Origin of the sequence: Shewanella septentrionalis (genome assembly GCF_025370265.1) — a bacterium.
GTDB lineage: Bacteria > Pseudomonadota > Gammaproteobacteria > Enterobacterales > Shewanellaceae > Shewanella > Shewanella hafniensis.
The window spans coordinates 77,270-103,960 of sequence record NZ_JAMTCC010000018.1; the positions used below are offsets into that span (position 1 = coordinate 77,270).

General features: G+C 46.2%; 26 protein-coding genes. 15 read left to right on the top strand and 11 right to left on the bottom strand.

All coding sequences use genetic code 11. The features are described from left to right. Positions 1 to 3: 3 nt before the first annotated feature. Genes fliF through NE536_RS12100 form a run of 3 tightly spaced genes read right to left on the bottom strand, consistent with a single transcriptional unit; the run spans position 4 to position 3,362 of the window. On the bottom strand, positions 4 to 1,680 hold the full coding sequence (fliF, locus tag NE536_RS12090) for a flagellar basal-body MS-ring/collar protein FliF (RefSeq protein WP_261272828.1): 1,677 nt from the start codon (positions 1,678 to 1,680) through the stop codon (positions 4 to 6). Positions 1,681 to 1,692: 12 nt separating this feature from the next. Further along, complete coding sequence (gene fliE, locus NE536_RS12095) at positions 1,693 to 2,031, bottom strand: flagellar hook-basal body complex protein FliE (protein WP_261272829.1); 339 nt, start codon at positions 2,029 to 2,031, stop codon at positions 1,693 to 1,695. A 29-nt stretch (positions 2,032 to 2,060) separates the two neighbouring features. Continuing rightward, complete coding sequence (locus NE536_RS12100) at positions 2,061 to 3,362, bottom strand: sigma-54 interaction domain-containing protein (RefSeq protein ID WP_261272830.1); 1,302 nt, start codon at positions 3,360 to 3,362, stop codon at positions 2,061 to 2,063. A 1,054-nt stretch (positions 3,363 to 4,416) separates the two neighbouring features. Between NE536_RS12100 and NE536_RS12105 the strand changes: the two genes are divergently transcribed. The 9 genes from NE536_RS12105 to NE536_RS12145 all read left to right on the top strand — a co-directional run bounded on the left by NE536_RS12105 (position 4,417) and on the right by NE536_RS12145 (position 12,414). Further along, positions 4,417 to 5,298 carry a FliM/FliN family flagellar motor C-terminal domain-containing protein gene (locus NE536_RS12105; protein WP_261272831.1) on the top strand — a complete coding sequence of 294 codons (882 nt, stop codon included), beginning with the start codon at positions 4,417 to 4,419 and terminating at the stop codon, positions 5,296 to 5,298. Next, positions 5,291 to 5,647: a FliM/FliN family flagellar motor switch protein gene (locus NE536_RS12110; protein WP_006083410.1), complete on the top strand. Its 357-nt coding sequence runs from the start codon at positions 5,291 to 5,293 to the stop codon at positions 5,645 to 5,647. The genes NE536_RS12105 and NE536_RS12110 overlap by 8 nt, the downstream gene beginning before the upstream one ends. After that, a complete protein-coding gene (gene fliP / locus NE536_RS12115; RefSeq protein ID WP_261272832.1) occupies positions 5,644 to 6,378 on the top strand; it encodes a flagellar type III secretion system pore protein FliP in 735 nt (244 codons plus the stop codon). The genes NE536_RS12110 and fliP overlap by 4 nt, the downstream gene beginning before the upstream one ends. 4 nt (positions 6,379 to 6,382) lie before the next feature. Next, on the top strand, positions 6,383 to 6,652 hold the full coding sequence (locus NE536_RS12120; RefSeq protein WP_006083412.1) for a flagellar biosynthetic protein FliQ: 270 nt from the start codon (positions 6,383 to 6,385) through the stop codon (positions 6,650 to 6,652). Position 6,653: 1 nt separating this feature from the next. Beyond that, entirely contained in the window at positions 6,654 to 7,433 is a 780-nt protein-coding gene (gene fliR / locus NE536_RS12125; protein ID WP_011848043.1) for a flagellar biosynthetic protein FliR, read from the top strand. Continuing rightward, positions 7,430 to 8,560: a flagellar biosynthesis protein FlhB gene (flhB, locus tag NE536_RS12130; protein WP_261272833.1), complete on the top strand. Its 1,131-nt coding sequence runs from the start codon at positions 7,430 to 7,432 to the stop codon at positions 8,558 to 8,560. The genes fliR and flhB overlap by 4 nt, the downstream gene beginning before the upstream one ends. 15 nt (positions 8,561 to 8,575) lie before the next feature. Then, positions 8,576 to 10,657 carry a flagellar biosynthesis protein FlhA gene (gene flhA / locus NE536_RS12135; RefSeq protein ID WP_259545128.1) on the top strand — a complete coding sequence of 694 codons (2,082 nt, stop codon included), beginning with the start codon at positions 8,576 to 8,578 and terminating at the stop codon, positions 10,655 to 10,657. Between the two features lie 312 nt (positions 10,658 to 10,969). Further along, complete coding sequence (gene ric / locus NE536_RS12140) at positions 10,970 to 11,779, top strand: iron-sulfur cluster repair di-iron protein (RefSeq protein WP_261272834.1); 810 nt, start codon at positions 10,970 to 10,972, stop codon at positions 11,777 to 11,779. A gap of 131 nt (positions 11,780 to 11,910) precedes the next feature. Beyond that, the gene (locus NE536_RS12145; protein WP_006083417.1) at positions 11,911 to 12,414 is read left to right on the top strand and encodes an AlbA family DNA-binding domain-containing protein; all 504 of its coding nucleotides are present in this window, start codon (positions 11,911 to 11,913) and stop codon (positions 12,412 to 12,414) included. A 17-nt stretch (positions 12,415 to 12,431) separates the two neighbouring features. Here NE536_RS12145 and NE536_RS12150 read toward each other — a convergent pair whose 3' ends face one another. From NE536_RS12150 to lptM, 7 genes are all read right to left on the bottom strand, one after another. Next, positions 12,432 to 13,010: a HupE/UreJ family protein gene (locus tag NE536_RS12150; RefSeq protein ID WP_261272835.1), complete on the bottom strand. Its 579-nt coding sequence runs from the start codon at positions 13,008 to 13,010 to the stop codon at positions 12,432 to 12,434. A 106-nt stretch (positions 13,011 to 13,116) separates the two neighbouring features. Then, complete coding sequence (locus NE536_RS12155) at positions 13,117 to 13,866, bottom strand: HAD-IA family hydrolase (RefSeq protein ID WP_261272836.1); 750 nt, start codon at positions 13,864 to 13,866, stop codon at positions 13,117 to 13,119. Beyond that, a complete protein-coding gene (xerC, locus tag NE536_RS12160; RefSeq protein ID WP_126492959.1) occupies positions 13,866 to 14,786 on the bottom strand; it encodes a tyrosine recombinase XerC in 921 nt (306 codons plus the stop codon). Before xerC ends, NE536_RS12155 begins: the two co-directional genes overlap by 1 nt. A gap of 56 nt (positions 14,787 to 14,842) precedes the next feature. Further along, on the bottom strand, positions 14,843 to 15,472 hold the full coding sequence (locus NE536_RS12165) for a DUF484 family protein (RefSeq protein WP_011848049.1): 630 nt from the start codon (positions 15,470 to 15,472) through the stop codon (positions 14,843 to 14,845). Continuing rightward, positions 15,469 to 16,296 (bottom strand): diaminopimelate epimerase, encoded by an 828-nt coding sequence (gene dapF, locus NE536_RS12170; protein WP_261272837.1) that lies wholly within the window; start codon positions 16,294 to 16,296, stop codon positions 15,469 to 15,471. The genes NE536_RS12165 and dapF overlap by 4 nt, the downstream gene beginning before the upstream one ends. A gap of 76 nt (positions 16,297 to 16,372) precedes the next feature. Then, a complete protein-coding gene (lysA, locus tag NE536_RS12175; RefSeq protein ID WP_261272838.1) occupies positions 16,373 to 17,617 on the bottom strand; it encodes a diaminopimelate decarboxylase in 1,245 nt (414 codons plus the stop codon). Positions 17,618 to 17,680: 63 nt separating this feature from the next. Then, positions 17,681 to 17,872, bottom strand: coding sequence for an LPS translocon maturation chaperone LptM (lptM, locus tag NE536_RS12180; RefSeq protein ID WP_006083425.1), 192 nt, complete (start codon positions 17,870 to 17,872; stop codon positions 17,681 to 17,683). A 79-nt stretch (positions 17,873 to 17,951) separates the two neighbouring features. Here lptM and cyaY point away from each other — a divergent pair, with 79 nt between their 5' ends. After that, entirely contained in the window at positions 17,952 to 18,281 is a 330-nt protein-coding gene (cyaY, locus tag NE536_RS12185) for an iron donor protein CyaY (protein WP_006083426.1), read from the top strand. An 84-nt stretch (positions 18,282 to 18,365) separates the two neighbouring features. On the opposite strand, the gene NE536_RS12190 is transcribed toward cyaY, so the two are convergent. Beyond that, on the bottom strand, positions 18,366 to 20,777 hold the full coding sequence (locus tag NE536_RS12190; RefSeq protein WP_261272839.1) for a class I adenylate cyclase: 2,412 nt from the start codon (positions 20,775 to 20,777) through the stop codon (positions 18,366 to 18,368). Positions 20,778 to 20,979: 202 nt separating this feature from the next. Here NE536_RS12190 and hemC point away from each other — a divergent pair, with 202 nt between their 5' ends. The 5 genes from hemC to NE536_RS12215 all read left to right on the top strand — a co-directional run. Continuing rightward, entirely contained in the window at positions 20,980 to 21,912 is a 933-nt protein-coding gene (hemC, locus tag NE536_RS12195) for a hydroxymethylbilane synthase (protein ID WP_261272840.1), read from the top strand. A 4-nt stretch (positions 21,913 to 21,916) separates the two neighbouring features. After that, complete coding sequence (locus tag NE536_RS12200; RefSeq protein WP_261272841.1) at positions 21,917 to 22,657, top strand: uroporphyrinogen-III synthase; 741 nt, start codon at positions 21,917 to 21,919, stop codon at positions 22,655 to 22,657. Between the two features lie 60 nt (positions 22,658 to 22,717). Continuing rightward, complete coding sequence (locus NE536_RS12205) at positions 22,718 to 23,899, top strand: uroporphyrinogen-III C-methyltransferase (protein ID WP_261272842.1); 1,182 nt, start codon at positions 22,718 to 22,720, stop codon at positions 23,897 to 23,899. Beyond that, entirely contained in the window at positions 23,896 to 25,062 is a 1,167-nt protein-coding gene (locus NE536_RS12210) for a heme biosynthesis HemY N-terminal domain-containing protein (RefSeq protein WP_261272843.1), read from the top strand. The genes NE536_RS12205 and NE536_RS12210 overlap by 4 nt, the downstream gene beginning before the upstream one ends. Before the next feature lie 433 nt (positions 25,063 to 25,495). After that, positions 25,496 to 26,691, top strand: a 1,196-nt coding sequence (locus tag NE536_RS12215; RefSeq protein WP_261272844.1) for a retention module-containing protein, incomplete at its 3' end; no start/stop codon positions are given.

Below are 26,691 nucleotides of genomic sequence, written 5' to 3' on the forward strand. Positions count from 1 at the left end.
GAATTATTCACCGTCTTTATCGCCTATCCAATGAGCTATCACTTCTGCAACACGCGCGGGTTCTTTATTTGCGAGCAAGGCCAAATGCTCCATTTTAACGGTCAAAGGTGAGCCAGGTTCGGGTAAACCTTGACTACCTAGCCACTCGGCACTCGGTAATTGATGTGGCTGATTTGATGCAGCATCGGCAACAGGTCCATCTAACGCGCCAACAGGAGCTGCACTTAATGCAACGGGCTCAATCCTAGGAGCAGTCATTTGCGCTGTACGAGTCAAGTGCTTAACCAGCGGTCTTAATACAAACAAAATCAGTCCGAAACCGAGAATGCCGCCAATGATGTAGCGTAAATAAGCTTGGTAATTTTCTGATTGCCACCAAGGTGACGGCGTAAATTCCGCTGTAACAGTTGGGGTAAACTCAAAGGCATTAATGGTAAAACTATCACCTCTCGCCGCCGAGAAACCGATAGCATCCTTGACCATATTGCCAAACTTAACCAGTTGAGCCTCATCATTGAATGCTCCTTGGCTTGTCGCACTATTAATAAGCACTGAGACAGAGAGATTTTCGAGCTGCATTTGTTGATAACGGACATGACGTACAGAGCGACCCACGTCATATTGACGACTTTCTTCCTGTTTCAAATTACGGGTTTTGTCATCCGTTGCTGCTTTGCCTGCCTGGGGTGGCTTATTACTTAGTGCTCCTGGAATACCCGCAGCAATACTATTACTTGAATCATCGACACTGGTACGTTCTTGAGTCACGACATTTTGCGGATCGAGTGACTCCTTGGTTTCTTCAACTTGGTTAAAGTTTACTTTTGCCGTTACCCGTACTTGGAAGTTTTCTTGCCCAAGCACAGGCTCGAGCATAGAAGAGGCATTGGCCACTAGGCTATTTTCAAGTTCACGCGTGTACTGTAATTGCTTATTCCTAGACTGGCTAAGATCTTGATTACCTGAAATGTTCTCACTTAAATATCGGCCATCTTGATCGACAACCTTGATATTACTTGCCGTGAGTCCAGTGACACTCCCTGCGACTAAATTAACAATCGCCTCAACCTGTGACTCAGAGAGTCGAGTATTGGGATCTAACTGCAGCATCACAGAAGCGGTAGGCAGTTCAGGCTCCTGACGGATAAACAGAGTTTGTTTAGGTATCGCCAAATGAACTCTTGCAGCACGAACTAACTTTAACGACATTATGGTTCGAGCCAATTCACCTTCTAAGCTATTGCGATATTTGGCTTGCTCCATAAATTGGCTCGTACCGAGGGCGGTATTATCAAGAGCCTCCATGCCAGAAGGCACCTTAGCTTTAACGCCTTTGGCAGCCAAGATCATACGAGCATTACCCACTTGCTCTTCTGCAACGAGTACAGCACCAGAATTCCCATCGAGGCGATAATCAATGCCTTCTGCATCTAAAACATTTAAAACCTGAGAAGTATCAACATTTTCTTGGCTACCATATAAAGGTCGGTAACCGGCCGTTGCCGTCCATAACATCAGCACTATGACACTAGCTACAACCACAGCGAGTAAAGCTAATGCGATGACCTGCCGATCACCACGGTTAAAACGATGCCATTTTTGGGTCATGCCAGCAATGAATCCTGACGAAGATTCAGTCCCAGTAATATCCTGACCTGATTGAACAAAAGTGGTAGACATTCACACAATTCCTTAAATAGGCATCTTCATTACATCGTCAAATGCTTGCACAAGACGATTACGAATTTGGAGCATAGTCGCAAAGGACAAACTGGCCTTTTGCGAAGCAACCATGGCACCGACGAGGTCATCACTCTTACCACTATCGACAGCAGCCATCGCCATAGAGGATTGATTCTGATCTTGGTTAACGGCAGAAACTTTACTCTTAATTAGCTCAGTGAATGAACCATAAGCCATACCATTGTCGGCTGGATTTGAAGTGATGTTGATCGCACCTTTAGCCACTTCACGATGAATATTTAAGGTTTCCATCAACATACTTGAGCTACCAATCGCTCCATTAGACATATTCCATTCCTATTACTTTTTTTGATTGCTCACGCTGCTTGATCTAATAACGTTTCAATATCAATCCCAGCTTCTCGCATTTGCACGAGGCGATATCTTAAGGCTCTAGTCGTCATCCCTAGCGCCTGCGCACTTAAAGTGCGTTGTCCATTAAAACGTTTAAGTACATCAATAATATATTGAAATTCTGCCTGCTGTTTTGAAGCTTTAAGTCCTTCCGTCGCGCCCAAAGGCTCTAACTCGAGCGTTTCTTCTTGAATGTTTAATCCGAGTTCAGCAACTTGAATTGCCTGACCTCTGCGCATCACTAATGCCCGCTGAATACAATTTTCTAGCTCTCTAACATTTCCCGGCCAATCATAGGTCACAAGCACTTGCCTTGCGTGCTCACTGAAATAGCAACGACTTGCGTTATCGGACTGACCATATAAACCTAAGAAATGCTCAGCTAAAGGGAGGATGTCAGCCTTACGTTCTCTTAAAGGCGCGATTTTTAAAGGCAAAACATCTAAACGGTAGAACAGATCCTCCCTAAAATGCCCAAACTCAACGGCCTGTCTTAAGTCGCGATTGGTGGAGGCAATGATTCTGATATCCAGTGGTATAACATGCTGCCCGCCGAGTCTTTCGACTTCACGCTCCTGTAACACCCGAAGTAACTTTGCCTGCAACGGCAAGGGCATTTCACCAATTTCATCGAGTAATAAAGTGCCGCCATTTGCCTGCTCAAATTTGCCTGCTTTATCGCAAATAGCACCAGTAAAGGCGCCTTTAACATGACCAAATAAGACAGATTCAAGAATACTTTCAGGGATGGCGGCGCAGTTAATCGCAACGAAAGGCTTATGAGAACGAGAAGAATGACGATGAATATAACGAGCAAGCGGCTCCTTGCCAGTACCACTTTCACCCAATAATAAAACACTGGCCTCAGTGGTTGCTGCCCTATGGGCCAACATCAATAGTTGCCGGCTAACAGCAGCCGATACAACCAAACTAGAATCAGGTAACTCTAAACGGCGTAAACGTTGTATTGAGGCTAGCAGTTGCTTGGTTTCTACGGGAATTAATAGATAATCTTGTACACCAGCACGCATTGCTGCCGCGGCCAACTCACCTTGTTCTGGCGCTAATAACGCGACAATATTACGGCAAGGAAAACGGGCAAGATAAGATTTTACATCACAAGGACGACAATCTGATAAGTTAACGATCGTGAGCCAAGGCGACTCCATTGCATCATTCCACAGATAAAAATCTCCCTGTGCGATTGTGCATGCAAGTTCCGCAGATATGTTTAATCCTTCAATCCGTATACTTAGGCCACCCACTCGCCAACTCCCTCTCGTTTACAGTACATTTAATAACACCTTTATTTAGACCGATAAGTGTCTGTGCTTGAATGCATATAAAAGCTATTACAGCTTATAACGCTATTATCTCGATAGATTGAGTGACTCATTACTATGCTTCCTAAAAAGATTAAGAAAAGACGGAAGTCAAAAAGCGGAAGCCGAGCTTCCGCAATAAATGTAAAAACACTGATCACTCGAAAATTAGCATTCGTAATCCATAAGGCAATACCGTCAACTTAAATCAGGTTTAAATGTGTTCTTTCGCAATTATCGATAAAAATGTGACCGGCGCCCAAATTTAAGATGCCATATTCAAACAAATTCTCATCAATTAAAAAATCACAGTGGAACACTTGGAAATATAAAAGACTACCTGCAAAAAAGTGATACATATTACTTAGGACTGACTTATACCAAATATATTTGTAAAATAACATATCATAATGATAAAAATACAACTCTGGTAAGATCCATAGTGATGAAAAACTTAACTGTTAAGTATTTACAACAAATAAAACACAAAATAAATTTACAAAAAAACAATAAAAATCAAAAGCAAGAGTAAATGCGCACACAAAGTAATCATTGATGACAAACATGTGAGCACTAGAATAAATACAGTCACGCCAAAATATCGACAAACGTCAAAATAATACTGCATCGACTATTTATTGACGCTAAAATATAAGACTAGAAAGCATTAATATCTTCTTACACAATCTCAAAATAAACATTTTGTTTACAAACCCTATTGGCCTAGAATTCTATTCACATATATTTCAGCTTTTCTTATAATTATTATTGAATACTTTAGCCTTATTACCTTATCATCCTCGTCGTTTAAAACAGAGTTCAACCTTATGCCTATGTGATAGGACGCTTAACTGTTTTAAGAAATTCATTAATCCTTAACGATAAAGAAATAAAAAAATCAGGCTCTCTGTTTGTGTATATTTTTTATGCACCAACTGAATCGCGGAGGTCGCCAAGCAGTATTCTAGCGGGAAAAATACGTTTAATAGGAAGTAAAATGAAGACGACAGCGAAAGCTAGGCTTATAAAATCAAATTCTGATGAAATAATTAGACCTATTATGCTAGTTCAAGAAAAGCTAGCAAGAACGCGATTATTACAACAACTAGAACAGCTACATCGTCCGCTTATTGATGCTATCAATAATATCTTATCTCCACTATTAAGACAGGGGCATCCTGCCGTTTCTGGCTCAACGCTAACTGAACCTAGAATACCCGTCGTTCCAGAACATTGCTATGCATGGTTTGTATTAAAACATCAACAAAATACCTTAGGTTATTGGAGAATTGATCGCTGTACACTCGATCAATTAGCGAGTAATTATTACGGAAACACCTCGACACCATTAAGTTCACCTTTAAGAAATCCAAGCCAGTCTGAATTTAGATTAGCCAAAAAGTTACTACTTTCCGTAGTGGATGAACTACCCAACAGCACGATAGATACCAACACTCTTGAAGTTGAGCTGATAAAAGGTCATATGCCGCTAACAGTATCAGCGGTATGGTCGTTCAATTTTACCAATGGCTCACTCACTCCCCCGATGCTCTTTTGTTTGACTGAACATTTACTGGGACATCTAGCCGAGCAACCTAAAAAGTCAGAAATATCAGCGGACTTGCCGGCAAAACTAGCCGTCTGGCTAAAAAGTCTCCCCATAAAAATGCAACTGACATTAGGGCAACATAGCATCCCAGTCCAATCACTCAGTCAGCTAAAAACCGGGGATATTTTACCCATTAATTTATATCCAAAAACGTTGTTATCAATCGGAAACACGACTCTATTCCATGCCTCTGTGCATAGTCATGAAGGACAAATGGTAGCGAAATTGACTCAAGATGTTTATCAAAATGAGGAGCAGGACATTGGCTGAACAATCTATTTTATCGGATGATGATTTTCTATTAGAGGACGATATTTTCTCTGAAAGCGCATTTTCAAAACCAGATAACCGTAAGGTGAAAAAAAATAATAACTTTTTCCAACAACTTCCCGTACAGGTCACCCTTGAACTCGCCAGCGCTGAGATGTCTTTGGGTGAGTTAAATCGGATGGGTGAAGGTGATGTTATTGCACTCGACCGTATGGTGGGTGAGCCGCTGGATATTAGGGTCAATGGAGCCTTACTCGGAAGAGGTGAAGTTGTAGAAGTGGCGGGCAGATATGGCGTACGCTTGCTGGAAATAGAGAGCATTAGTCTCGATGGGACAAGTAACGAATGATAGTTCGGGTATTGCTACTGTCTATTTTATTACTTGCTCCTCAAGCCCTCGCATCGGAAGGACTCACTTTATTCACTCTAGATAGTGCTCAAGACAGTCAAGCAGTTAACATTAAGCTCGAAATTTTAGCACTCATGACGGCTATTAGTTTTCTGCCCATCATGCTGATGATGCTAACAAGCTTTACCCGCATTATCATTGTGTTAGCAATTCTTCGGCAAGCACTTGGACTACAGCAAAGCCCTCCTAATCGCGTACTTGTGGGGATAGCGTTAATACTCACTATCTTTATTATGCGACCAGTAGGGGACAAGATTTATAAAGAAGCTTACTTGCCCTATGACCAAGGTAAGATCGAATTGATGGAAGCTGTCTCTATTGCAAAAGTCCCACTAACTCGATTTATGCTGGCGCAGACAAGAGAAACTGATCTTGAACAAATGCTGAAAATAGCTAACGAACCCACACACATGAAAACGGCTGAGGAAGTCCCCTTTTTTGTCCTTATGCCCGCATTTGTACTGAGTGAACTCAAAACAGCTTTCCAAATTGGCTTCTTACTTTTCTTACCTTTCTTAGTTATCGACTTGGTTGTCGCAAGTGTCCTTATGTCTATGGGGATGATGATGTTGTCACCTTTAATTATCTCCCTCCCATTTAAATTGATGGTTTTTGTATTAGTCGATGGATGGTCTATGACAGTAAGCACCTTAACCGCAAGTTTTGGGTAGTTAGATGGACATCAATGAACTGACCTCCCTGTTTGCGGACTCGATGTTTCTCGTCATCATTATGGTCTCTGTGCTGGTGACGCCAGGACTCATTCTAGGCTTAATCGTTGCCGTATTTCAGGCTGCTACACAGGTCAATGAACAAACCTTAAGTTTTCTGCCAAGGCTTATCATTACCTTACTTATGGTACTGTTTTCAGGCCATTGGCTCATACAACAGCTAAGCGATTTATTTGATAGGCTGTTTATGAATATCCCTCATATTATCGGTTGATATGCTTTCACTCACCTCAACCGAACTCAGCATGTTAATTGGCAGCCTTTGGTGGCCATTCTGTCGGATCATGGGCGCATTTATGATAATGCCATTACTGGGCAATTCTTATGTGCCTGCGACGGTGAGAATTTTCCTTGCCTTAAGTATTGCAGCGCTTATTGCACCTATGCTCCCACCTGTTCCCCCTGTTGATGCGCTCTCGCTTGGGTCATTGTTTTTAGCCGTTGAGCAACTACTCATTGGATTCATGCTCGCACTGTTTTTAACGATTTTAATCCATGTGATGACCATGCTTGGCACTATTATGTCGATGCAGATGGGTCTAGCTATGGCGGTGATGAACGATCCCGCTAATGGCGACACCAACCCCATTCTCAGTGAATGGCTACAAATCTTTGGTACCTTGATTTTTCTGGCTCTTGACGGTCATTTAGTCGGGCTCAACATCATTGTGGATAGCTTTCGTTTATGGCCAATTGGAAATGGGATTTTTGACTTACCACTAATGGGGTTGATTAGTCGAATGGGCTGGCTGTTTGCTGCATCGCTGATGCTCGCCATACCCGCAGTACTCGCTATGTTAATGGTTAACATAACGTTTGGTGTATTAAGCCGCGCCGCGCCGTCATTAAATATCTTCTCGCTCGGGTTTCCCATGACCTTGTTGATGGGCTTGATTTGCGTCTTCCTTTCGTTAAGCGGCATTCCAACTCGTTACAGTGACCTGTGCCTAGACGCATTAACTGCCATGTACCAATTTATCGGGGGGATCTCATGAGCAAAACGCCCCAACAAGATAAAACTGAAGAAGCTACACCGCAGAAAAAGCGTAAAGCGAGAGAAGAAGGCCAAGTTCCGCGATCTAAAGATCTTGCCTCCGCAGCACTGGTCGTGGGTTGCTCTGCCATGCTGACCACTAATGCGGATTGGTTTGCCACTAGGGTCAGTAGTTTAACTAAATACAATATGCTGCTGACTCGGGCAGATTTAGATCAACCCGACATAATGATGCGCCATCTCGGCGCCAGTTTAGTTGAAATGCTAAGTATCTTAGGTCCACTATTCATCATGGTTGCTCTGTTGGCCGCAGTTGCAGGAGCCTTGCCTGGCGGGCCGATATTTAATTTTGGAAATGCTAATTTTAAGTACAGTCGAATCGATCCTCTTGCCGGTGTCGGAAGAATTTTTTCCGCTCAATCGCTTGTTGAGTTACTCAAGTCATGCCTAAAGATTGTGTTACTGATCGGAATTATGTTGGTTTTCTTAAATGGGCACTTACAAGAACTACTTAGCTACAATCAACGCCCTATTGATGAAGCGGTTCGCGATGGCATCAATCTATTGTCGCAAGGCATGTTTTATCTCGGTACAGGACTGCTCGTGATCGCCTTTATTGATGTGCCTTACCAATATTGGCATCACGGCAAAGAATTACGCATGTCACGTCAAGAGGTAAAAGACGAGCATACCCAGCAAGAAGGTAAACCAGAGATCAAAGCTAAAATCCGCCAAATACAGCAAAGAATGGCTCGCTCCCGTGCAGATACCACCATTCCAAAAGCGGATTTTCTCTTGGTTAATCCCACTCACTATGCCGTGGCATTAAAATACAATCCCGACTTAGCAGATGCGCCTTACGTCATCACTAAAGGCACCGAAGAACTCGCCCTCTATATGCGAGAACTCGCTAAAAAACATGATATTGAAATTATTGATATCCCACCGCTCACGCGGGCTATCTACCATTCAACGCAAGTCGATCAACAGATACCCAGTGCCCTTTTTATCGCTATAGCGCACGTATTAAGTTATGTCATGCAAATAAAAGCATCTCGTAAGGGCTTACAGCAGAAACCTGAGCCTTTACCCCATTTTTTTATTCCCCCTAATTTACGTCACGATTAAAGGATTGCTTAACCTATGAATTGGCTTTCTCGCACCTTTTCAGGAAATTACAGCTATATCGGCATTCCAGTCATGCTGCTCGCTATTCTGGCGATGGTGATTTTACCGCTGCCTGCATGGCTACTGGACATTTTGTTTACATTTAACATAGTCCTTGCCGTCATGGTGCTATTGGTGAGTGTTTCTATCAGACGACCGCTAGAGTTTTCTGTATTCCCAACCTTATTGCTCCTTGCGACCTTAATGCGCTTGACCTTAAACGTTGCATCGACGCGCGTAGTACTTATTGAAGGTCATGAAGGAGGCGATGCTGCGGGTAAAGTGATCCAAGCCTTCGGTGAAGTCGTTATTGGCGGAAACTATGTCGTCGGTGCTGTTATCTTCTTAATTCTAATGATTATTAACTTTGTTGTAATCACTAAGGGTGGCGAGCGGATCTCTGAGGTATCGGCGCGATTCACATTGGATGCCCTACCCGGTAAACAGATGGCGATCGATGCCGATCTTAATGCTGGCACACTCACACATGAACAAGCCAGCCTACGTCGCCAAGATGTCGCCAGAGAAGCAGACTTTTATGGTTCCATGGACGGTGCCTCAAAGTTTGTGAGAGGAGATGCCATCGCAGGACTCTTGATCTTAGCCATTAACATTATTGGCGGGATCAGCATAGGTATCTTTATGCATGATCTGAGTGCAGCAGAAGCCTTTAAAACCTATGCACTATTAACCATTGGTGATGGCCTAGTCGCCCAAATTCCTTCACTACTGTTAGCCACAGCTGCTGCCATTATCGTAACTAGGGTCTCAGACGCAGAAGAAATGCCGACCCAATTAAGTCGGCAATTACTGGCAAACCCGAGAACCTTAGCTACTGCAGCCATTGTGATGGCGATTCTCGGTATTACCCCAGGCATGCCCGCACTGGTGTTTTTATCTTTTGCGATACTGCTAGGTTTCGCAGCATGGAAACAAAACCAGAATAAGGCTTCCTTTACTGAAGAGAAAACCGAAGAGCTCATAGAAACCAGCCTGGCAGAGCCTTCTGCTCCAAGCTGGGAATCACTGCCTTTTACCGACATTATTGAAGTGCGATTAGGCTATAGATTGGTTCATTTAGTCGAAAAAACCAAAGGCGCAGAATTGCAAAAGCGCCTTACAGGGATCAGACGCACCCTTTCAGAACAAATCGGATTTTTGCTATCGGAAGTCAGAGTGCGCGACAATTTAGCCTTGGCACCCCATGCATACCAAATTAACTTTATGGGTACACAAGTGGCCATTGCCGAACTAGAACCGGACCTGCTGCTCGCAATAAAAAGTGGTCCTGTTTACGGTAAAATTGATGGAATTTTAACCAAGGAACCCGCTTACCAAATGGATGCAATTTGGATTGCACCAGAGTTAAAGGCCAAAGCACTTAACTTAGGTTATTCGGTCGTCGATAATGCGACAATCATTGCCACTCATGTCAGTAAGTTATTGCGCGAATCACTACCTGAATTATTGCAACATGATGATATTATGCAATTAACTGACAGGCTAAGTAAGCAAGCCCCCAAACTTGCCGAATCACTCAGTACCAGTTTAACCCCCATACAGTTACTCAAGGTTTTCCGCTTGTTACTCAAAGAGCAAGTGCCACTAAAAGACATACGCACCATAGCAACGACCTTGCTGGAATGCAGCGAGCAAACCAAAGATCCTGTCCTACTGGCCGCCGATGTGCGCTGCGCTTTGCGCAACAGTATTTTGCATCAAATCGCAGGCAGCAGCCCGCAGTTGAATGTACTCACGCTGACTGCAGAATTAGAACAGACTTTAATGACAGCGTTAAATCAATCGCAGCAACAGGGCAGAGTTGCGTTGGATAGCTTCCCTATCGAACCCAACCTACTGGCGCAGCTACAACAAAGAATGCCTCAATTGCTCGCGGAGACAAAAGAGAAAGGCTATAACCCTATCCTGCTTGTTTCACCGCAACTCAGGCCTTTCCTCGCGCGTTATGCATTAGCATTCGCCCGTGGACTGCATGTTTTGTCCTACAATGAAGTCCCTGAAACTAAAGAACTTATGATCGCAGGGCAACTCGGGTAATCATAACTCACAGTGACTTAGTAAGACCCGCAGAGAGAGGTGTAACACACCTCTCTCTGACTTAACTGCATCGCTCATCACAACAAACTGGGCCTCTCAGCAAACCACAACTGCATACCTTCCGATAGAATATTGATCACTCACAGCTCCAATCTCATTTCCAATCAATATCCTTCTACTCCTTAAGAGATATTTCGCTCAACTAACTGTGACATCATCGGCAAATCCTGAGTATTTTAGTCGGGTTTAGTTGCTACAAATTAAAGCTGCAAATAATATAAATGTAATTTTATTGCTGCTTTGGAGCTATTCATGTCTGCTACTTCTATCACGCAAGATGCACAAGCCTCAGTTCATGGAGTGAGTTCTCAACCTCGCCATGCTGCACAACTTAGTCAAGGTTCAGAGCTCAGTGAGAGCGCTCAAGATAGCCACTGGCTAGCACGAAAAGTCGGTGAGTTAGTTGCCGAAGATTTTCGCCGCGCCCATGTGTTCAGCCAATTTGGTATCGATTTCTGTTGTGGCGGCGGTAAACCGCTGTCGATCGCCTGCGAGCGTGCAGAAATAGATCCCGCAAAAGTGGTTGCTGCGCTGAATGCCGTAACACTGACCGGCAGCAAAGAAGATGAGTTGAATCAATTACACTTAGATCAACTTGTCGATTATATCGAGTCGACACACCATCAATACGTGCGCGAAAAAGCCCCATTATTAGTCGAATATTCCGAGAAAATGGTGCGCGCCCACGGTGAGCACTATGCCGAAATTATTCCCTTTGCGGGTTGGGTACGTGCTTTAGTTGAAGATTTGATGCCGCACTTAATGAAGGAAGAGAAAATACTGTTTCCGGCGATCCGCGGCTTGAGTCAAGCAGAGCAGGTTGAGACTTGCTTTGGTCATATTGGCAATCCCATCAATGCGATGCAGCACGAACACGAAGAAGTCGGTTTAATTTTGCAAAAATTACGCGAGCTCACGAACGACTTCACGCCACCGGAACATGCTTGCACTACGTGGCGTGTGTGTTATGCCACGCTAGCGGAATTTGAGGCCGACTTACATCAGCATATTCACTTAGAAAACAATATTCTATTTCCTAAGGCATTAGGTCTCGCTCAATAATCGATTAAATGTTGCTGCTGTGATGCCCCTGAATTACGGTCATCCGCAGAATCTTGAGGCCGGACCTAAGTCTGGCCTTTCAATTGTTGACGTGCTACAACAAGTCATGTGTCGCTGACGGATAAGCTGCCATGACATTTCAATCATTTGCACTCGATGATATTGCCGATTTACACGAATCGGCCCAAGTAGAGTTTAAACTCGCAGGTGGCCGCGACGGCCAAGGTCAATTACCCGAAGATATTTGGGCGACTTATAGCTCCTTTGCCAACACTTTAGGCGGCGAGATCATCCTAGGGGTGCGCGAAGAACGTGGCCATTTCAGCATTCAAGGCATTCCCAATCCGCTTCCTGTTTTACAAGAGTTTTGGGAGATACTCGATAATCCTAGCCGTACTAGCCATAATATTTTGGCGATTTCAGATGTGCAGATTATTGAAATTATGAATAAAAAGCTGATTCGTATCCGCGTACCGCTGGCGCCTGAGCAACTCAAACCTATTTATGTCGGCGGCGATCCTTACACTGGGAGTTATTTTAGGGTGGGAGATGCCGACATGCATGCGAGCCGTCGGCAGGTCAATCTACTGTTACGCCGCGCCCATCTTTGCATGAAGCAACTCAAGGCGCGTTAATTCGGCATGCTATTACGTCAAAATCCTGCTAATAAATAACCGCCCATGGCCGCAATCGCTGCGCCCGTGACACGCATTAAGTTACGTTGTCCTGTCATCCGCTGCATTCCAAGGCCTATCATTACGCCGCCTAAATGGATGACCGCAGTGCCAAATAAAAATCCTAGGGCATACAAAACCGGGCTTGCCAATGCTGGCATTTCGGCGCCGTGGGCATGCCCGTGGAAAATCGCAAATACGCCCACAAAGGCCATGGCGAATAACAGTGGAATTTGACGATCAAAAGCGATGGCAAGACCGAGTAACAATACCGAGAGGGCGATGCCGATTTCAACGAAGGGAACGGCAATGGCGTATAAACCTAAAATCCCGCCAACCAACATAAAGACAACAAAAGCGAGGGGCACTGTCCAAATCGCGCGGCCACCGAGCTGGGTGCTCAACATACCCACACTCAACATAGCCAGCAAGTGATCAAAGCCCAATACCGGATGATTAAAACCCGACATGAAACCGCCACCCGAATGGATCTCATGGGCCCATACCGGCGCTGTCCAACATAAAGTGAGCAGTAATAACAACCCGATACGCGCCATAACACAGCCTTAGTCAGTGACTTCAGTAATATTAGGCTTAACTCTAGTGCAAATTTAGGAGGCAAACCTTGATCTCAATCACCCTTAGATTAGCAAAGATGCAGATTCAACAATGCTCGCGGGATTCGTTGGCGTCGATAGCCAGCACTTTGATTAACGCATCGAGAGTATTAATTTCTAAATGGGGTAACAAGGCCGCAATAGGTAAGGAATCGACTCGGCCAAAACTCGGATTCAACCACACAGACTGGCATCCTGCCAACCGCGCCCCGCGCACATCGGCATTCATACTATCGCCAACATGCAGTAAATGTTGCGGTGCAATATTTAGTCGCGAGCAGGCCAATTCAAACATGTCTTTAGCGGGTTTCATATGCACGCCATTGCCTGGATGCAACACAAACTCGAAGGCATCGCCTAAACCAATTCGCTCGGCATCCACATTGCCATTGGTGATGCCAATTAATCTAAAATGCTGCGATAGGCGTTTGAGTAACAAGAGCACTTCGTCAGATACTTGAAAATGACTGCGATGAAAATAAAAACACGCCAATCCTTGCTCGGCGCCGCGTTCGGCTTCAACGGCCGAATACCCTAGCTGTATTAGCCCTTGGCGAAGCGTTGCCAAACGGGCTGCGCTGGTGTCGTGGGCGAGCTCGCGATTTTGCTGCAGCAGTTGCAGCTTTAGCCTGCGCCAATCATGGGTTTGCCACGCCTGCGACAATGGATAAGTCTGCAACAGAAACGTCGCCAGCTCAGCTTCGGCATTTAAAATATGCGGTAGGTTGTCGTACAGGGTATCGTCGAGATCGAAACTGATCGCTTGAATATTTTGAGGTCTTAGATAGCAACGCATTATTTATCCTGTGTTTTTTTCGCTCTAGGATGGGCGTTATCGTACACCTTAGCTAAGTGTTGGAAATCCAAACTGGTATAAATTTGCGTAGTCGCTAGGTTCGCATGGCCCAATAATTCTTGCACCGCCCGCAGATCGGCGCTCGCTTCTAACATGTGAGTGGCAAAGGAATGGCGTAGTTTATGTGGATGCACGCGCACCGATAATGCCTGCTCTTGCCCCCATTTCGCCATCCGCGCCTGAATACTACGATGGGAGAGTCGCTTGCCCTTTTCGGTTACAAATAAGGCGTTATCTTCACAGGGGATCTGCTTTCGGCAATTGAGCCAATTCAGCAAAGCAGCAATCGCTAAACGACCGACAGGGACGATACGTTCCTTATTGCCTTTACCTAAGACTCGCACTTCTTTCAAATCGTATTGCACACTGGATAAATTGAGCGCAGCGAGTTCAGCTAAACGTAAGCCACTGGAATAAAACAACTCCATCATGGCCTTATCCCGCAGACTTAGGGGATCTGTACCTTCAATGTCCAGCAAGTGACTGATGGCATCGACATCGATATTCTTCGGCAGCGGTTTGGCTTGTTTGGGAGCACTTAAGCCTTTGGCAGGATTAAGCTCAATCACACCTTCGCGCAGCAAAAATTCACCCCATTGTTTTACCGCCGATAAACACAGAGAAAGCGATCGCGGGCTTAAGCCTTTGCGGTGCAATTTGGCTAACACTTGCTGCCAATGCTCGCGACTTACATTGAGTAGATGCACGCCGTCAGGCAAGAGATCGCTACCGCGATTAAGCTCGTAAAGATAATTACGTACTGTATGGGCCGACAACTGCCGCTCGGTACTCAGATAGCGTTCAAAGGTTTGTAACCATTGAGTATTAAGCGCCGACACTTCGGCTGTTTGCGTACTCATATTGGTTTCCTCATGGTTTTGCCAAGCCTTAGGTGAGCACAATCGCTCAACAGCCGTTACAGCTTAGCGAGCATGTGCGCCAGCAAACGCCGCAGTTGTTCCAGCAGCATGTTATCCATATCAGGATGAAAATGGGTGGCATCTTGGCTGGCAATAGCAAAAATGACTGGGTTGTCTTCCGACAATTTCGTCAGTGCTACTGACCCCACTTCGCTACCAAATAGGCGTTTAGCCTCTTGCTGCGTGAGTCGGCCAAAATAGTGACCTTTATGCAGCCTTTGATCCCATATTGCCTTCATATCGGTATCGAGCACGCTGATCAAACGCACATGACTGAAATTAAACTGTAATTTCAAACTGTCGGCCAAGACTTCTTTAAGTGACACTAAATCGGCACAATTTAATAGCTGGAAGGATAACTCAGTATTGAATTGGTAAATCTTCTCGTTACGCGCCGCCATGGTTAACAGGCTAGTGATTTCTTCTTCCAACTGGCTCACTCGCTGGCGCAGCATTTCTTGGCGACGTTCCACCAAAGAGATGGCGCCGCGTTCCATGTGAGGCAAGCGCATCGCCAGCAGCAGCTCAGGATAGCGATTAAAAAAGTCGGGATTATCCAGCAGATATTCGCGAATAATCAACTCATCGAAAGGCACATCCGTCTGCGGCATCAAGGGCTCTGTCATAACTGAATTTGTCCATCGTAAACGTGCTGCGCAGGGCCCGTCATCCACAAAGGCTTACCCTCGCCTTCCCAGTTGATGGTTAAGGTGCCGCCGGGTAAATCCACCCGCACTTGCTGGCCGAGCTTCCCTTGCACTTGGCCTACAACTACAGCTGCACATGCGCCGGTACCACAGGCCAAGGTTTCGGCCGCGCCGCGCTCATACACCCGCAGCTTAATGTGGCCGGAGTCTACGACCTGCATAAATCCCACATTCACACCGCGCGGAAAACGCTCATGCTTAGTGAGCATGGCACCAATTTCAGCAACAGAAGCACTCGCCACATCTTCAACGTCGAGCACGCAATGGGGATTACCCATAGAAGCCGCGCCACACAAAAAGGTTTGCATTGGTGTTTGCAGTAGATAGGTTTTTTCGGCTTTCTTGGCTTTGAAGGGGATCAGACTTGGTTCAAGAATAGGCACGCCCATATTCACGGTAACAGTACCGTCTCGCTCTAAGCGCAAAGTCATCTTGCCAGACGAAGTACTGACACGGATTTTACTCTTATTTGTCAGGCCTTTATTACGCACAAAACGGGCGAAACAGCGGGCGCCATTGCCGCATTGTTCGACTTCAGTGCCATCGGCATTGAAGATGCGATAATGAAAATCTAAATCGGGATCATAGGGCGGCTCAACTAAGAGTAGTTGGTCGAAACCTATGCCAAAGTTACGGTCGGCTAAACGGCGGATTTGCTCAGGCGAAAAGAACACGTTCTGCGTGACCCCATCGACCACCATAAAATCGTTGCCCAGTCCGTGCATCTTAGTGAATTGGATCAAGATACTTATCCTTTAAGCCGAGGCGCCGCTCATAAAGTATGAAACCAAGCGCCTGAATCAATATAATTTTTCTAGTTTACGGCAGGAGTTGCTCACCTTGCCAGAGCTGAGACAACTTTTCTCGCTCACGCACTAAGAAAGCCTGCTCACCATCCACCATCACTTCAGCCGCACGAGGACGCGTGTTGTAGTTAGAGGCCATAGCAAAACCATAGGCACCACTCGAACGCACCGCCAGTAAATCACCCGCGGCTAACGCGAGCTGGCGATTTTTACCTAAAAAGTCACCGGTTTCGCACACTGGGCCAACAATATCAAACTCATAGGCCTCTGAGTCCCTTGGCACGACTGGGATAATATTTTGCCATGCGCTGTAAAGTGCTGGTCGAATTAAGTCATTCATCGCGCCATCGACAATCGCAAAACGCTTGTCGCTGTTTTCTTTAAGATAAAGCACTTGAGTGACAAAAATCCCCGCATTGGCGGCAATCGCACGGCCCGGCTCGAAGATCAGCTTCAGTTGACGGTCGCCCAAACGCGCCAATATGGCGGCGGCATACACATCAGGATGTGGCGGCGTTTCGGCATCATAGGTCACCCCTAAACCACCACCCACATCGAAATGCTCAATAACGATACCCAGCTCGGCCAAACGGTCGATCAAGGCGAGCATACGATCCATCGCATCGAGGAATGGTTTGATTTCAGTCAGTTGTGAGCCGATATGGCAATCGACACCTTTCACTTTTAAATGTGGCAACGCATGGGCACGGGCGAAAACAATTTCAGCCTCATCCATAGCAATACCGAATTTGTTTTCTTTAAGACCAGTCGAAATGTAGGGATGGGTTCCCGCATCAACATCGGGATTAATCCGCAGGGACACAGGCGCGACCTTACCTAAACGACCTGCGACCAGATTTAACAGCTCAAGCTCAGCGCTCGATTCAACGTTAAAGCAATAAATGCCCAGATTAAGTGCCTGTTCCATTTCAGCCGCAGTTTTACCCACGCCAGAGAACACCACTTTGGCGGGATCGCCGCCCGCTTCCATCACTCTTGCTAACTCACCGCCCGACACAATATCAAAACCACTGCCTAAACGTGCCAGCACATTCAGTACAGCCAAGTTCGCATTGGCTTTAACCGCGTAACAAATCAAATGTGGATGAGCTGCCACGGCATTATTAAAGGCATGCCAATGGCGCTCTAGCGTGGCGCGGGAATAGATATACAGCGGTGTGCCATAGGTTTGAGCTAAATCGGCAACCTGGCAGCCTTCGGCGTGCAGGGCATTTTGTTGGTAGAGAAAGTGATCCAATGTCTGATTCCTTACTGCGCTTTATCGCTGCGATAGTGATGGTCGTTTTAGTTATAGCTATTGTTATTGTTGTGTTTTTTGTGCTTCGATGGCTCTAATTTCGGTTTTAATCTCTTCCACTTCGGGCACAGTTTTAGCTTCATCAACTTTTTTAGGTTGATTCACCTCTGTGGCGGGCGATCGATAGAGGGGGCCCTTCTGGCCGCATGCCGTAATGAATAGGCTACCAAGCAATAACAATAAAAACAGTCTCATTTTTCTCAACATCTGTGCATCTGGTGACTAATGGCCTTATAATCGCACCCATCTTGACGAAAGCAAAGGACAGAAATACATGGCCATTACAGATACAGAATTTCACCAGCTCGCCGATGACATGTTCCAAGCCATAGAAAATGCGATTGAAACTGCGATTGATGAGCAAGATGCCGATGTTGATATCGATGCCAGTGGCAACGTATTGCAATTAGAATTTGTTGATGGCTCTAAGATAGTGATCAACAAGCAAGAACCTTTGCATGAGATTTGGGTAGCCACACGTTTTGGTGGATATCATTTTGGTTTTGTTGAAGGTAAATGGATGGACGGACGTAATGGCGGCGAGTTTATGCCATTCGTGCAAGAGTCTATCGAGCGCCAAGGCGGAATTAAGCTTAGCTTTTAATCTAAGCCAGTCGTAGCGCAAGCCATAATAGTGCAAAACAATAATGGGAGCCTTAGCTCCCATTATTTATGTTAAAAAAACAGCTTAAAACTCAGTGTCTTGGTCACTCATATCGATGCCGAACGGCGCCACAGTTAACTCCCCCGCCACTCGTACTAGATGGAAAAACTGCGGAATATTGAATCGCGCCCGTGAAGCATAATGCTCATCGAACACATAGTGATGACTGACTTTATTCACTAACTCGGCCATGTTTGACCCCGCCTGTACATAGTGACTCAGCTGATTTTCCTCATCGAGAATAAATACATCCAAGTTATCGACTCGTTGACGTAGGAAATATTGAATCGCCCCTTTCGCCGCATAGTTCTGCACCACTTTAGGCATGCTCGAAAAGGGATCGTCACCCAATTCAGGCCGTGGCAGCAACACAAGATGACTGCGGGATAACTGCTGATAAAAAGACTTAGCATCACTCAAATCCTGATAGGCCATGCCTAAGGGATTAAAAAAGATCCCATAGCGGGTATGCCTTATCTGCAGCGGCTGTACTAAGGTGCTGGATTGCTGCACTTTTTGGCACAAACGCATGGTTTGTTTTAATAGATTTTTCACTGCTAATTTAAGCTGTGGGCGTAACTTCTGTGAACAGCTGATCACATCCATGTCCACGGGTAAGCTGGCCCGCCTGAGTCCCGGCGTCACAAAAGCTAAGGCTTGCAATACCGCGGTATCGCCTTCGAAGCGATGACACTGCCATTCACCCCAACTATTCAAGCAAATCGCATCTAACGCACCAAGCATATTGGCTTTTTTACGCCCGAGTGAGAACACGTTCGCATTCATCACATCGACCATCATTTCCTGTCCTTGCCATTCAATCGTGGGATCGCAATCCAGATTAAGCACGAAAATCAGCTTACGAAAATGCCATGGCTGGCATAAGTCACGTTTAGATACCCGCCAGTCGTGGTCGATAAAATTCAGTAACCGCTTAGAAGCTTCGGTAAGCCGTTTCGACTTTGCCTTACTCTGACCATATTCATGCCATTGCGTATCAGGGGTAGAAATTCCGTTTAAACATGCCCAGATCATTAAGGCGGATGGCGTTTTACCCTTACATATCGCCGACTCACCCAACAGATTTAGTGGCTGCGGCCCTTGGCGATAAAGATAATATTTCCGCTCGCGAGAGCTTGATACCATAGTCACTTCGGACTCGGCGACCGAGACACTCCACAGTAAATTCAGCTTAGCGATTTGGTCTTCATCTTGGCTAAAATAAGTGTGTAATTTACGAGTCAGCATGCCCAGCTCTTCAATCCGCAAGCCTTCATTAAGTTCATGGGTCGATGCAAAGCGCAGCAAAGTTTGGTAGCTCGCCAACAAAAGCTCATTCAACTGCTCGTTAAACCAATTGAGCTGACCACTGTGCCAATGTTCGCAATCGTCTAGGGTGCTGATCAAACTATCGGGCCATTGCCAATCCTGCACCAATTTTTGCAGTTTAGGATAACGCCAATCTTTGCCCTCTTGGGTTCGGCTCAAGTGCACGCCACATTTGAGATAAAAGCTGCGCCGTGCAATCTCAAGTCGACGGGTATCATTCTGCTTAAGCAAATAGGTTTCGATAATCTCGTAGATAGAGTAATAAGCATCATTCGATGTCGAAAAATCGCCAGCTAAAGTTTTCTGCCAGAGGCGATCACAAAGCACAGTTGAATGTGGATAATCGCTGGCATAAGCCTCAAGCAGCAATACTTTAATCAGCGCCTTATGGGGCTTTTCTAAGCCTTTATAGAGCTGCCATAGCGAAGCGCCAAAGTACTCACTCGCAGGTAATTCATGTACATCGCCTAAAAACAAGAGTGCGGGATTAAGTTTAGCGTCTGGCCACCATGCAATCGTTTTACCCGCCAGACGAATTTGACTGCGATAAAATTCTTCCAGTAATAACCAGTGCTGAGTACTACCACTGTGCTCATGGGCCATGGCAGACTGGCAACCACGCTGCGTTTGATCACCACAAAACTGTTGCGGATGAACTAAATAAAAGTTCACCTCAAACTGAAACTCGGCAAACCAAGCCGTCAATCTATCGGTTTTAATCCTGATCAGCGCTAACTCTTCAGGGCTTAAATCGGCTCTATGCACTAACCAAACATCGACATCACTCTTGGTATTTTGGCCAAAACTGCCAGTACTGCCCATGGCATATACGCCATCAAAGGCATTGATGTCCGCTTCTTGGATAATAAAAGGCAGCGAGAAAACATCACAGGCTTGGGACTCTATCTCACCTTGTTGATACTCGTTAATACCACAAGGTGTATTGGCGGCATGATAGCCAGGATACTGAACGCTGTTCTGGTGAATTAAAAAGGGGATCAAATGGAATAAGTATTTTTGCAGCGGCGATAGCAAAGCCAAGGCGCGCGCAATGCGGACCTTATTAAGTCGTTCAGCTATATCAGGAAACTGTATTTGCCGATCCATTCAAAAACACAACACTTAAGCACTTATGGGAAATGTGCTCATGTTAACACTTTTACAAACTCGAGCAACTAAACGTGAAGCCCGTCACACTTTCACGGTATCTAGAACATCGCTGACTTCAAAGAATCGATACGGCTTCCTTACATAAACGATTTGCCAATGTTAGCATTGGCGCAACTAAGATCTTTGATGGAAACTAGGCATGTCTGAGAACCGCATACGTATCGCAACCCGCAAGAGTCCGCTGGCCATGTGGCAAGCTGAATTTGTTAAAGCCGAATTAGAACGCATCCACCCAGGTATTGTGGTGGAATTGCTGCCAATGAGTACCAAAGGCGACGTTATCTTAGATACGCCGCTAGCCAAAGTGGGCGGTAAAGGTTTGTTCGTCAAAGAGCTTGAAGTCGCTATGTTAGACGATCTTGCCGATATCGCAGTGCACTCAATGAAAGACGTGCCCGTCGACTTCCCTGAAGGCTTGGGCCTTGAAGTCATTTGCGAGCGCGAAGATCCCCGCGATGCCTTTGTATCGAATTTATATAAATCGATCAGCGAATTACCATTAGGCGCAACTGTGGGCACCTCGAGCCTACGTCGTCAATGTCAGATACGTGCATCACGTCCCGACCTCATCATCAAAGATTTACGCGGTAACGTTGGAACTCGTTTAGCTAAGCTTGATAACGGCGAATACGACGCCATTATTCTTGCCGCTGCTGGCTTAATCCGTCTGAAATTGTCTGAGCGTATTGCCAGCTTTATTTCTGCCGAAGAATCCTTACCCGCCAACGGGCAAGGCGCTGTGGGGATTGAATGTCGCACCAACGACGAACGTGTTAAAGCATTACTGGCGCCATTAGAGCATTTAGAAACTCGCTACCGTGTTCTGGCCGAGCGCGCGATGAACACTCGCCTTGAAGGTGGATGCCAAGTGCCGATTGGCGCATTTGCTGAAATCGATGGTGACGAGATGACGCTACGCGGCCTAGTCGGTAACCCCGATGGCAGTGAAATCATCGAAGGCGTGATCACAGGTCCAAAAACCGAAGCCACGCAATTAGGGGTTGCCCTTGCTGAAGAGTTACTCAGCAAAGGTGCCAAAAGCATTCTCGACGCCGTTTACGCTAAAGCCTAAGTCAATGAAAGTCTTACTGACGCGCCCCGAGGGGCGCAATCAGTCCATGGTCGATGCCTTGAATGAACGAAGTATTGCCCACTGGGTCACACCTCTGCTGTGTGTCGAAGCAACGCCCACTATCGCAACGAATACCCCGCATCCTTTGGCACACGCCGATATGATTATCTGCATCAGCGCCAATGCTGTGACTTTTGCGGATAACGCCTTAACTACTGCGGATCCACACACCAAAGCTTGGCCTCCAGCTCAATACTTCGCCGTAGGACATGCGACTTGGGAAGCATTAGATCAGCTCGGTATTTCGGCCCTCGAAGCCCCAGATGATTGCCAGCAAACCGAAGGGCTACTCACGCTCGCGCAGCTGCAAGAGATTAAACATAAGCAGATTACTATTATACGTGGTGTCGGTGGGCGCGAAGCCTTAGCCGAACAATTGACTGAGCGCGGCGCAACAGTACGCTATTGGGAAGTGTATCAACGAGCTTGCCCGCCACTTGATGGACGACAGTTAACACTACAATGGCAAGCCTTTGGGATAGACACTATTGTGGTGACCAGCGGTGAAGTACTGGATAACCTGATTAATTTAGTGCCAAAAGAGTTATTTGCATGGCTGCGCTCATGTCATATCATAGTCCCCAGTAACCGAGTAGAAGCTCAAGCTCACGCCTTTGGTATAACCCAAGTCACCAATGCCAATGCCGCCAACAGCAAAGCCGTGCTAAACGCCCTTAAACTCTAAGCGCTATTTAGCCCGATTTTACTCGAATTTCGGCAGTAGCATGTTTTCAAGGACTGTTAAATGGATAACAACAAGCACGACGCAAAGAGCCCAGAATCAGAGGCTACCGCTATTATTGTGTCACCGGAAACAACCGATGATACGCCCGCAACATCAGCGTCATCCACCGAATCCCAAACAGCCAAAGCCACCCCTTCAACCGCGCCGAGCCAAACGCCAGCATCCAATAGAAGCTCGTGGGCGATTCGCTTTGGGGTTTTATTAGCGCTGGGTTTAACCGCTTGCACCCTTGGCGGCGGTTTTATGCTGTACCAACAGATGCAGCAGCAACTGCTGGCGCAGGATGCGAAAAATATCGCCCTGCAGGACCAATTACAGCAAGCGCTGTTGCAGCCAAATCAACGTATTGGCCAGCTTGAACAGCAACAACTGAATGATGCTAAGACTTACCAAGAATTAACAAAATTGGCAGAAGACCAAAATCAACTGCAGGACAGGGTCAATAAACTGGCCCAGCGCAGCCCAACGCATTGGATGGCCTCTGAAGCCGAATATCTAGTGAATATGGCAGGCCGTAAACTTTGGTTAGAGAAAGATCCCCGCACCGCCACCGATCTATTAAAGTCGGCGGATGAAACCATCGCCGCGATGAATAATCCGGCGTTACTGCCGATTCGTAAGGCGCTGGCAAAGGACATCGCCGCCACGGCCAGCATTAAAACCACAGATATTGATGGCAGTGTATTGGCGCTCGATGCCTTAATTGAACAACTCGATAAGCTGCCGCTCAATCGCGCCGACGCAGAAACCGATGCCCCAGAAGATACAACGATTACTGGCGATTTGAATGATTGGCAGAGCAATCTGGGCAAAACGTGGAAAGCGTTAACCCAGGACTTTATTACCATACGCCACAAAACCGCCGATGCGCCCGCTTTACTCGCACCGGAACAGCAATGGTATCTGGTGGAGAACATTCGCCATAAACTGCTGCAATCGCAACTTGCGTTATATCGCTATGACAGAGCGGCTTATCACCAATCATTGATGATGGCGCGCAAATGGCTCCAAACCTATTTTGATACGCAAGATCACAAGACAGCTGAGGCCATCGCCGAAATCGATAGATTAGCAACCTTAGAACTTGATCCTATTACCCTGAAATCCTTTGCTGCTAAACCTCTGTTATTACAGCTAACCAGCTATGGCGAGCTGACCTCATCAGAGGATGCGCCACTATGATCAAAGTATTAATTTACTTAGGAATTGTGCTAATAGGGCTCTGTATCAGCCCTTGGTTGGTTGGTAATACAGGTTATGTCTATATCGCTGCGGGTGACTACCAGATTGAGACCAGCTTAGTCTTTGGGATCATTGCGTTAATTGTATTTTATGCCGTATTCCAAGTACTCGAATGGCTAGTGATTAGCGCCATCAATCTGATGCTGCGCAGTCGTTTTATTCCCCATCACTGGCGCCGTCGCTCGGCTAAAAAACATACCTTAATGGGTGCACTGGCTCTGGCTGAAGAAGATTGGCCAGCAGCGGAACGCGCCATGATAAAGGGCGCTGACAACGGCGAGCTCCCTGCACTTAATTTACTTGCTGCGGCCCGTGCCGCTCAGTATCAAAAAAAAATAGCCGAGCGAGATCAATATCTTGACCGCGCTGCAGCGCAACCTCTTGCCGCGAATGCCGTCGCAACCACTCGCACTCGATACCTTTTAAAGCAAGGGGAATTAGCCCTAGCCCGCGCCGAACTGGATAAATTAGCACCGACGAGCAAGAGTAAAGCCCCAGTACTCAAACTCGCCCTTGAGTTATACCGAACCCAAGAGGATTGGGATGCGCTCAAGCTATTAATACCTATTTTGAAGAAGCGTCAGATCCTCGATGATGCTCAGCTGAATGAGCTCAATATCGCCACTAACTGCGCGTTACTTAAAGCCGCAGCCATCAAAGGTGAAGAAGCCTTAGAGCAATGCTGGCAGTGGTTATCCCGCAGTGAACGCAATCAGTCTGAGTTTCTGGCGATTTATGCCATGGGTTTATGCCGCTTTCATCGTAAAGACCAAGCGCTGAAGCTACTCTCGAAAAAATTACGTACTGCTCCTGAATCTGCACTTTTAGAAGTCATTCCAGAAATAACGACAGCCCAAGATACAGAAATCCGTAAGCAGTTACTCAAGCATGAAATCACCCATGAGAATAATGCCGACTACCAGATGTGCTTAGCTAAACTTTATCAGCAAACACGGGATATGAAAGAAGCCAGAACCTGCTGGCAAAATGTTTGCCGACTCGAACCCACAAAAGCCTCTTGGTTGGCGCTTGCGCGGATTCAAGAACAGTTAGGTGAACAAGGTAACGCAAATCAAAGTTATCGTCAGGCGGTTAATCTGTAGTTCTACAATGCCTGCAACCTAGTCGCCGTGATTTGAGTAACGAAAGATCACGGCACTTGCCAATACTGGCATATTAAAACCCACTTAACTTGCCAAAAATGTTAAAAACTAGATCGTGTCGCTTCTTTTCCGTAAAAACCACTCTCCCAATCCAGATTAATTTCTTATAACGATGCTTAATCTTAAAGTTAAAAAGTACTAAATACGGCCCTTTTTATAGATATAGCTACTACATCTAGTTACAGGTCTAAAAATTGTCACTTTTGCGTATTAAGATCCGTAAAACCGCATAAGAACAGGCGACACAAGCGCGTCAAAAAATTGACTTAAGTCGTTTCGTTAGCTAAAATTCCACCACTTGTATCACAGTGCGACATATTTGTTGGACTTGTGCGTCTATGGATTAACACACTTTGGCTGTTGGGAGCTTACTATGGGATCGGTAATTACATCAAAGAAAGGTTTGCTTAAGTTAGTAAAAGGGCAAATCAATGTCGAAGTTGATGGTTCAAATCAACCCGCTAAGGATGGCGAACAACTCCCTAAAGGTGCTGTGCTCCATATTGGCGAAAACGCAACCTATGAAATTACCTTCGATGATGGCACTAAGCTATCAAATGAAGTCGCGTCCAGCGAAACTACTGCAGCAGCCTCTGGCACGGCTAACGAAGCAGCCCTAGATGAAATTCAAGCATTACAAGATCTTATTGCATCCGGTGAAGACCCAACTCAGAACCTACCAGAAACCGCAGCAGGCAACATACCAGGCAGTGATGGTAACTCGGGCTATGTCACTCTAGCCCGTAGCGGCACAGAAACCATTGCAGCTTCAGGCTACTCAACAAGCGGCCAAGCACTGACTGGAACGACGGTTAATATTCCACAATTCACCATTGCAGCAGACTCACCTTCAGCACTTGCTAATGACAGCAACACTTCCAATGAAGATACTGTAGCGACTGGCAATGTGCTCGATAACGACACTGATGTGGATTCTACTCTAAGTGTTGTGAGCTTCGAAATCAGCGGTACCACCTACGCAGCAGGCACAGAAGTGACTCTCGAAGGTGGTGTTTTAGTTTTAAATAGCGACGGCTCTTACACCTTCACACCGAATGAAAACTGGAATGGCCAAGTACCTGTCATTACCTACACAACCAACACGGGCTCAACTGCAACGCTAACCATTAATATCAGCCCTGTCGATGATCCTTCCATCCTTGCAAATGACAGCGCCACAGTTGCAGAAGACACTGTAGCAACTGGCAATGTGCTTGATAATGATTCCGATATCGACAGCACCTTGTCCGTTATCAGCTTCACTGTGAATGGCGATACCGTTACCGCAGGCACCACGGTCGCCTTAGAAGGCGGCAGCTTAGTCATCAATGCCGATGGTTCTTACACCTTCACGCCGAATGCAAACTGGAATGGCCAAGTACCAGTCATCACCTACACCACCAACACTGGCTCGACTGCGACGTTAACCATTGAAGTCACGCCAGTTAATGACCCAGTCGACGCGGTCAATGACGAGTACACCGTCAACGAAGATGGCTCCGTCAGCATTAACCTGCTGGCCAACGACAGCGCCCCTGATGGCGGCCTAGCCATTGTGTCCATCAACGG

What these genes read in the sequence shown, in the direction of transcription:
- fliF (WP_261272828.1), bottom strand. Translation starts at nt 1,680, where the DNA reads ATGTCTACCACTTTTGTTCAATCAGGTCAGGATATTACTGGGACTGAA.
- fliE (WP_261272829.1), bottom strand. Translation starts at nt 2,031, where the DNA reads ATGTCTAATGGAGCGATTGGTAGCTCAAGTATGTTGATGGAAACCTTA.
- NE536_RS12105 (WP_261272831.1), top strand. Translation starts at nt 4,417, where the DNA reads ATGAAGACGACAGCGAAAGCTAGGCTTATAAAATCAAATTCTGATGAA.
- fliP (WP_261272832.1), top strand. Translation starts at nt 5,644, where the DNA reads ATGATAGTTCGGGTATTGCTACTGTCTATTTTATTACTTGCTCCTCAA.
- NE536_RS12120 (WP_006083412.1), top strand. Translation starts at nt 6,383, where the DNA reads ATGGACATCAATGAACTGACCTCCCTGTTTGCGGACTCGATGTTTCTC.
- fliR (WP_011848043.1), top strand. Translation starts at nt 6,654, where the DNA reads ATGCTTTCACTCACCTCAACCGAACTCAGCATGTTAATTGGCAGCCTT.
- flhB (WP_261272833.1), top strand. Translation starts at nt 7,430, where the DNA reads ATGAGCAAAACGCCCCAACAAGATAAAACTGAAGAAGCTACACCGCAG.
- flhA (WP_259545128.1), top strand. Translation starts at nt 8,576, where the DNA reads ATGAATTGGCTTTCTCGCACCTTTTCAGGAAATTACAGCTATATCGGC.
- ric (WP_261272834.1), top strand. Translation starts at nt 10,970, where the DNA reads ATGTCTGCTACTTCTATCACGCAAGATGCACAAGCCTCAGTTCATGGA.
- NE536_RS12145 (WP_006083417.1), top strand. Translation starts at nt 11,911, where the DNA reads ATGACATTTCAATCATTTGCACTCGATGATATTGCCGATTTACACGAA.
- NE536_RS12150 (WP_261272835.1), bottom strand. Translation starts at nt 13,010, where the DNA reads ATGGCGCGTATCGGGTTGTTATTACTGCTCACTTTATGTTGGACAGCG.
- NE536_RS12155 (WP_261272836.1), bottom strand. Translation starts at nt 13,866, where the DNA reads ATGCGTTGCTATCTAAGACCTCAAAATATTCAAGCGATCAGTTTCGAT.
- xerC (WP_126492959.1), bottom strand. Translation starts at nt 14,786, where the DNA reads ATGAGTACGCAAACAGCCGAAGTGTCGGCGCTTAATACTCAATGGTTA.
- NE536_RS12165 (WP_011848049.1), bottom strand. Translation starts at nt 15,472, where the DNA reads ATGACAGAGCCCTTGATGCCGCAGACGGATGTGCCTTTCGATGAGTTG.
- lptM (WP_006083425.1), bottom strand. Translation starts at nt 17,872, where the DNA reads ATGAGACTGTTTTTATTGTTATTGCTTGGTAGCCTATTCATTACGGCA.
- cyaY (WP_006083426.1), top strand. Translation starts at nt 17,952, where the DNA reads ATGGCCATTACAGATACAGAATTTCACCAGCTCGCCGATGACATGTTC.
- NE536_RS12190 (WP_261272839.1), bottom strand. Translation starts at nt 20,777, where the DNA reads ATGGATCGGCAAATACAGTTTCCTGATATAGCTGAACGACTTAATAAG.
- hemC (WP_261272840.1), top strand. Translation starts at nt 20,980, where the DNA reads ATGTCTGAGAACCGCATACGTATCGCAACCCGCAAGAGTCCGCTGGCC.
- NE536_RS12200 (WP_261272841.1), top strand. Translation starts at nt 21,917, where the DNA reads ATGAAAGTCTTACTGACGCGCCCCGAGGGGCGCAATCAGTCCATGGTC.
- NE536_RS12205 (WP_261272842.1), top strand. Translation starts at nt 22,718, where the DNA reads ATGGATAACAACAAGCACGACGCAAAGAGCCCAGAATCAGAGGCTACC.
- NE536_RS12210 (WP_261272843.1), top strand. Translation starts at nt 23,896, where the DNA reads ATGATCAAAGTATTAATTTACTTAGGAATTGTGCTAATAGGGCTCTGT.